The sequence below is a fragment of the bacterium genome (assembly GCA_035691305.1).
Lineage (GTDB): Bacteria > Sysuimicrobiota > Sysuimicrobiia > Sysuimicrobiales > Segetimicrobiaceae > DASSJF01.
In genome coordinates, this window is the sequence record DASSJF010000021.1 from 1 (window position 1) to 6,962 (window position 6,962).

Below are 6,962 nucleotides of genomic sequence, written 5' to 3' on the forward strand. Positions count from 1 at the left end.
CGCGCCGCGCGGCGGAGCCGCTCGGCGCGCGGCCGTGCCGGACGGTCGGCGAACTGGTCGAGGCCGGCGCCGAGGCCGTCTACGTCACGCTCCCCAACGCATTCCACGGCGCGGTCGTCCTCGACGCGCTCGACCGCGGCCTCCACGTGTTCTCCGAGAAGCCGATGGCGACGACGCTCGACGAGGCGCGGCGCATCGCCGCGGCGGTGCGCCGCACGGGACGGATCTACCAGATGGGCTTCAACCGCCGCTTCGCGCCGGCGTACAGGTTCCTCAAGGAGCGCGTGGCGGCCGGCTTCGTCCCGTTGTCCGCGCACGTCAAGATCACCGACGGCGACATGCTGACGCCGTCGTGGTACGTCGACACGTCGCTGACCGGGGGGTTCCTGTTCGACTGCGGGGTCCACATGATCGACCTCGTCGCCTGGCTCGTCGGTCCGGTGCGGGCGGTGTCGGCCCTCGGCCGGCGGAGCTGCTATCCGGATCACGACGACATCGCGCTCGTGCTGCGGTGCGACGGCGAGCGCCCGGTCGCGTTCACCACGTGCGGTCACGCGTCGTGGGCCAAACCCACGGAGCGTGTCGAGCTGTACGGCGACCACGCCCTTCTGGAATCCGCGGACATGAACCGGGCCCGCCACGCGACGCGCGAGGCGCCGGACGCCGCGTGGCGGGAGTTCCCGTCGGCCGACGAGGTCACGGAGCTCGGCTACGTGGCCGAAGACCGGGCGTTCGTCGACGCGTGCTTGAGCGAGGGACCGCCGCCGGTCACCGTGGAGGACGCGTTCCACAGCATCGCGGTCATCGACGCGGCCTACAGGAGCCTCCGCGCGGGCGGACGGGCGGAAGCCGTGCCCGAGGCATGACGTACCGAAGCGCAACACCGGACGCAACGCGCACCGCACCAAACGGCCAAGGAGGGAAACGATGAGACGGTTCGGCGGGATCGTGGTGGCGCTCGTGCTCGGTCTGCTGCTGTCGGGGTATCCCGCGGCGTGGGCGGTCAATCCCGCGGGCGGCGGCAACTTCAACGTACAGGGCCGGGTCGACCTGCGCGCGCTCACGCGCGACAACTTCTACAAGGTGCTCGGGCCCGCCGCGCGGGGCCAGAACGTCGTCTTCTACGACTTCGCGGATACGCTCTGCGAGCTATTGGCGAAAGAGGTCGCCGACTGGGGCCGCTCGAGCGGTGTCGGCGTCAAGCACGTCTGCGTGGACGGCGACGCGGCCACGCAGCAATTGATCGCCGAGCACCAGGCCGGCAAACCGCCGTCGGCCGACGTCTTCTTCCTGCCGAACAACAACGTCCGCGTCATGACCGGCGCGGGGCTGGTCGCGAACATCGCGCTGGTCGATCTGCTGCCGAACGCGCGCGACGTCGATCCCTCCGTGGCCCGCGAGTCGCGCGGGTACCTGCACGGCGGCACGGCGCTGCCGTTCCATCGGAACCAGACCGTGGTCGCCTACAACAGCCAGTTCGTCTCGAAGCCGCCGGACACGTTCGCGGCGCTGTACGAGTTCGCCCGCAGCCACTCCGGCAAGGTCGCGCTCACGCCGCCCAACCACGGCGGCAGCGGATCGGGCTTCCTGGAGAGCGCGCTTCTGGCGCTCGCGCCGCAGTGCAAGAAGGACCTTTACTCCTACGGGATCAGCGACGCCCAGGCGCAGGCGATCGCCGCGAACTGCATGCCCGCGGTCATCGACTACTTCAAGAAGCTGAAGCCCTACGTGACGTTTACGAACGGCAACGAAGCCTCGGTCCAGGCGCTCGCGAACAACACCGCGTCCGTCGCGACCGTATGGGAGGATGACCTCTACACGCTGGCATCGAAGGGCCTCGTGCCGCCGTCTGTGCACCCCCATCTGTTGGCGAGCGGCGAGGTGGGTGACGGAGACGCGATGATCGTGGTCGCGGGCACGCAGAAGCTCGAGGCATCGCTGTTGCTGGCCGATTTCCTGATGGGCGACAAAGTGCAGATCGACAAGCTCGAGCAGACCGGCAGCCGGACGGCGCGGCTCAGCCTGAAGACCCGCGGGCACATCCCGGCGACCATGGCGCCGTTCCTCCTCCCCGACGCGATGTACCACGAGCGGACGCGCACGCGCATCAACGGCGTCATCTCGAACGCGGCCGTCGCGATCTTCGTCCGGCAGATCCTCCAGTAGAAGATGGCGCAGGTCGAACTGCGCGGCGTGACCAAGGCCTACGGGGCCACGGCCGCCGTGCGGGACGTCGATCTCGAGGCCCGGGATGGCGAGTTTCTCACCATCCTGGGCCCCTCGGGATGCGGCAAGACCACGACGCTGCGCATCATCGCCGGCCTGCTCGATCCCGACGCCGGCGAGGTCCTGATCGACGGGCGGCCTGTGCAGCACCTGCCGGCGCACCGGCGCGAGACGGCGATGGTGTTCCAGTCCTACGCCCTCTTTCCGCACATGACGGTCGCGGAGAACGTCGGCTTCGGCCTCCGCATGCGGCGCGTGCCGGCGGACGAACGGCGGACGCGCGTCGCGGACGCGCTGGAGATGGTCGAACTCGGCGGGCTCGGCGGCCGGTACCCGCGGGCGCTCTCCGGCGGCCAGCAGCAGCGTGTCGCGGTCGCCCGCGCGGTCGTGACGCGCCCCAAGGTCCTGCTCTTCGACGAGCCGCTCAGCAACCTGGACGCCAAGCTGCGCGAGCGCCTGCGGCTCGAACTGCGGGCGCTGCAGCAGCGCCTCCGGATCACGACGGTCTACGTCACCCACGACCAGGCGGAGGCGCTCGTCCTCTCCGACCGCATCGTGGTCATGGACCACGGACGCGTCGTCGAGGTCGGCGCGCCGCAGGAGGTCTACCGGCGGCCGCGCGCGCGGGTCACCGCGGAATTCCTTGGCATCGCGAACCTGATCGAGGCGACGATCGCCGGGGCCGTGGGCGAGGAGTACATCGCCGAGACCGCCATGGGACGGCTGCGGATGGCGTGCCCCGACCGGCTGGCAAGCGGCGACGCGGTGACGCTGTCGTTCCGCCCCGAGGATATCCGGATCGGCTCGGGCCCCGTCAATTGCCTTACCGGCGCCGTCCGGCAGGCCGCCTACCTCGGGTCCGTCACGGACTACGTCATCAGCGTGAACGACGTCCGGCTGCGGGTGCAGCAGCCCGGCGAGCCGGCGCATCGGATCGGCGAAACGGTGCGCCTGGTGCTGCCGGAGGCGCCCGCCGTCATCCGGGAGCGGTAGCGTGGCGGAGGCGGTCTCCGCGGCGCTCGCCGTGGACCGCTCGCGCCGGGCGGCGCGGCGGCGGCGGGACAACTGGATCACCCTGCTCCTGCTGGCTCCCGGCGTCGGGTTTCTCGCGCTCTTCCTCGTCATCCCGCTCGCGCAGGTGTTCCTGAGGAGCGTCGGGCTCGCCGCCGTCGGCCAGGCCTCGCGGTTCACGTGGGAGTACTACCGGCAGTTCTGGGGCGAGCCGCAGTACCGCGACGGATTCTTCTTTAGCCTCTGGCTCGGCGTCGCGTCCACCGTGATCAGCCTCGCGACCGCGCTCGCGTTCAGCGCGTTGATACAAATCCGGTTTCCCGGACGTCTGCTCATCAGCGTGCTGTACAAGATCCCGCTCGTCGTGCCGAGCCTGGTGGCGGCGTTTCTGATCCTCAGCCTGATCGGGCCCGGCGGGATCCTCGCGCGGCTCGTCTTCCATTGGGGGTGGGCCTGGCCGCGCCTCGTCTACGACCGGTGGGGCTGGGGCGTCATCATGGTCCTCGTCTGGCACAACGTACCGTTCATGATGGTCATCATCTCCGCGGTAATGGCGTCGATCCCCCACGACGTCCTCGACGCCGCCCGAAATCTCGGCGCCTCGCCCTGGGCGGTATTCCGCTTCGTCACCGTGCCGCTGTCGCTCTCGGGAATTTCGGCCGCGACGCTACTGGTCTTCATCCAGGTGTTCGGCGCGTTCGCCGTGCCGTCGCTCCTCGAATCGGCCTATCCGACGGCGCTGCCGGTCATCATGCAGATCGAGATGATGGACCACGCCAACTGGGCGCTGGCCTCCGCGCTCGGCGCGGTGCTGACGCTCGCTTCCGGCCTCATTCTGTTCCTCTACTACCGGCTCGTGCAGGGCCGGGGACCGGTCGCGCGGTGACGCGGACCGGGGCCTTCCCCTCCCGGACCTTCCCCTGGCTCGTCGCCGGGTTGTTCTTTGGCCTGGCCGCGGTCGGCCTCATCGTGCCGCTGGTCGTCGGCGTCCTCTGGTCGCTCGTGAACCCGCGGGCGGGATGGTTTCCGCCGAACCTGGTCCCGCCCAGCCTGTCGCTCGCAAACTGGCGGGCGATGTTCTCGGTGCCCGAGATGGGCGAGGCGGCGATCGCGAGCTTCACGATCGCGCCGATCGTCACCGTCCTGTGCGCGGCGCTCGCGCTGCCGACGGGGTACGCGCTCGGACGGCGGCCGGTGCCGTTCCGCCGCGCGATCGAGTTCCTCGTGCTGGCGCCGATCATCATGCCGGGCATCGTGATCGCGACCGGGCTCGGCTCGGTGTTCATCCGGATCGGCCTGGAGCACACTGTGCTCGGCGTGGTGTTGGTCCAGACGGTCGTGGTACTGCCGTTCATGATCCGCATCGTGACGGCCACGTTCGAAGCCGTCCCCCAGGATCTCATCGACGCGGCGCGCAACCTCGGCGCCGGTCCGCTCAGCACGGCGTGGCGGGTGCTCATTCCGCTCGTCGTACCGGGCCTCTTCGCCGGCGGCGTCTTTACGTTCATCGGCAGCATGGAGGAGTTCGTGCTGACGTTCATCGTCGGCAGCCCGGACGTGCGGACGCTGCCGGTGCTGCTGTTCGCGTATCTCGGCGGCCGGTCGCAGATCTTCACGTACGCCGCGGTCGTGACCATCGTGCTCCTCGCTCCGACGATCCTGTTTCTCTTCCTGGCCGAACGGGCGCTCAAGCAAGAGTACCTCGCCGCCGGCCTCGGGAAGATGTGAGCCGCGGGATGGCGCCTGAGTTTTTGCGCAGCCGCCGGGGCGCGCCGCACGTCTCGGCGCACCGGGGCGCCTCGACGAAGGCCCCGGAGAACACGCTCGCCGCACTCGAGGCGGCGTGGCGGGACGGAGCCACGCTTGCGGAGATCGACGTGCGCCTTTCGCGCGACGGACACATCGTCCTGATGCACGACCGCACGGTCGACCGAACAACGAACGGCCGCGGCCCCATCGAGACGATGACCTTCGAGGAAATCCGCGCGCTCGACGCGGGCGGCTGGTTCGGACCGGCGTTTCGCGGCGAACGCGTGCCGGCGCTGCGCGACGTCATCGGCTGGGCCCGTGGGAAACTCGTGCTGCTCGTGGAGCTCAAGAACTATCCGTTTCGCGAGGCACCGCTGGCCGAGCGGACGGTCGAACTGATCGACGAGACGGGTTCCGCCGAGTTCGTGGTCCCGGCCGGATTCGACCACATCGTGCTGCGCGATATCAAGCGGCGGCGGCCGGCCTGGGCGATCGAGATGATCTACAACGCGCGGCTCGTCGACCCCGCGGGCGCCGCCCGCGCGACGGGCGCGGCGCTGGTGTCGCTCGAGCCGCAGTTCGCGCTGCGGGAGGACGTGACGCAGCTCCACGCCGCGGAGGTGGCGGCGCTGACAACGCTCGAGCGCCCGGAGGACGCCTCACGCCTGCTGTCGTGGGGGCTCGATGTATTGGAATCCGACGACCCCGCGATGGTCGTCGCCGCCATCCGGGCCGCCCATGGAAGCCGGGAGGCGTGACGGGATGCTGGACCTGCTCCACGCCGCCGTCGCGGCGGCGCGCGCCGGCGGCGGCGTTCTGCGGGAACGCTTCGGCAGTCCGGGACGGATCAGGATGAAGGCCGCCGGCGCGGGGCCCGTCTCCGAGGCCGATCTCGCGAGCGAGGACGCGATCCTGTCACACCTCCGCCCGACCGGAATCCCAATCCTGTCGGAGGAAGCCGGCGGCGCCGCGAGCGGACGCCGCTGGATCGTCGATCCGCTCGACGGGACCGGGAACTTCATCCGGCGTTTGCCGTGGTTCGGCGTGGCCGTCGCCCTCGCGTCGAACGACGACGTGGAGCTCGGTGTCGTCTACACGCCGATGGCGGATGAGCTGTTTGCCGCGGCGCGCGGACGCGGCGCCACGCTCAACGGCGCGCCGGTCCACGTCTCAGAGACGATGGCGCTCGTCGAGAGCTGCGTCTTTACGTCGATCGACCGGGGTCTCTGCGCGAATCCGGTCCGAATCCGGCGGTTCGTCCGGGCCGCCGAGCGGGTGGCGGAGATGCGCAGCCCCAACGCCGCGCTCGTCGACATGGCGCAGGTGTCGGCGGGCCGCGCGGACGCATTCTGGGAGGACGGGCTGCCGCCGTGGGACATGGCCGCGGGCAGCATCCTCGTCGAGGAAGCGGGCGGCGCCGTCTCCGGCCTCGACGGCGGCCGGCTGCGGCTGGAGGGCCGGTCGATCGTGGCGTCCAACGGCCGCGTCCACGCGGCGCTCGTCGCCGTGCTGGGCGAGTAACCGTGCCGGACGCCTTCGACCTGCCGCCGCGCTCGGTCTTCGAGCCGCCGAGTTATCCGAACGTGTGGTTCTACGTCCACGAACGCGTCGCGGGGTCGCACGCGGACGCCGTCGCGTTCGTGACCGGGTGGCTGCGCGACCGCGCTGGGATCGTGAACAACTTCGGACACTACAAACCGCCCGAGGCCTCGGACGCGCAGGCGCGGCTCGGCGGGCTCCAGCCGTGGCGGGACGCGGCCGACCCGGCGCGCGGCCACGCGCACGATCTGCACATCCGCTTCTATTACCTCGCCCTGCGGCAGCAGCGGCGGGAGCGCGACGGGCCGTACTTCCGGCTGGCCGGCAGCGTGCACTACGAGGTCGAGGACGAACACCCGCTCCACCCGTACGTGGACGAGTGTCCGTACTGCGGCCGCGCCGGCGAGTACGCCGGCGCGGACGACCTGTTCGCGGGG

The 6,962-nt window shown here is 70.6% G+C and carries 8 protein-coding genes; all 8 read left to right on the top strand.

Going from position 1 to position 6,962, the window contains the following annotated elements:
• Nucleotides 1-866 (top strand): Gfo/Idh/MocA family oxidoreductase (locus VFL28_03765; protein HET7263761.1); only part of this gene is annotated, 866 nt, incomplete at its 5' end.
• Nucleotides 867-927: 61 nt separating this feature from the next.
• Entirely contained in the window at nucleotides 928-2,166 is a 1,239-nt protein-coding gene (locus VFL28_03770; GenBank protein HET7263762.1) for an extracellular solute-binding protein, read from the top strand.
• Nucleotides 2,167-2,169: 3 nt separating this feature from the next.
• The gene (locus VFL28_03775) at nucleotides 2,170-3,219 is read left to right on the top strand and encodes an ABC transporter ATP-binding protein (protein HET7263763.1); all 1,050 of its coding nucleotides are present in this window, start codon (nucleotides 2,170-2,172) and stop codon (nucleotides 3,217-3,219) included.
• Nucleotide 3,220: 1 nt separating this feature from the next.
• Complete coding sequence (locus VFL28_03780; protein HET7263764.1) at nucleotides 3,221-4,123, top strand: ABC transporter permease subunit; 903 nt, start codon at nucleotides 3,221-3,223, stop codon at nucleotides 4,121-4,123.
• Nucleotides 4,120-4,965 carry an ABC transporter permease gene (locus VFL28_03785; protein ID HET7263765.1) on the top strand — a complete coding sequence of 282 codons (846 nt, stop codon included), beginning with the start codon at nucleotides 4,120-4,122 and terminating at the stop codon, nucleotides 4,963-4,965. The genes VFL28_03780 and VFL28_03785 overlap by 4 nt, the downstream gene beginning before the upstream one ends.
• Before the next feature lie 8 nt (nucleotides 4,966-4,973).
• The gene (locus VFL28_03790; protein HET7263766.1) at nucleotides 4,974-5,744 is read left to right on the top strand and encodes a glycerophosphodiester phosphodiesterase family protein; all 771 of its coding nucleotides are present in this window, start codon (nucleotides 4,974-4,976) and stop codon (nucleotides 5,742-5,744) included.
• 4 nt (nucleotides 5,745-5,748) lie between these two features.
• A complete protein-coding gene (locus VFL28_03795) occupies nucleotides 5,749-6,507 on the top strand; it encodes an inositol monophosphatase family protein (protein HET7263767.1) in 759 nt (252 codons plus the stop codon).
• A gap of 2 nt (nucleotides 6,508-6,509) precedes the next feature.
• Nucleotides 6,510-6,962: hypothetical protein (locus VFL28_03800; protein ID HET7263768.1), on the top strand; the 453-nt coding region annotated here is incomplete at its 3' end.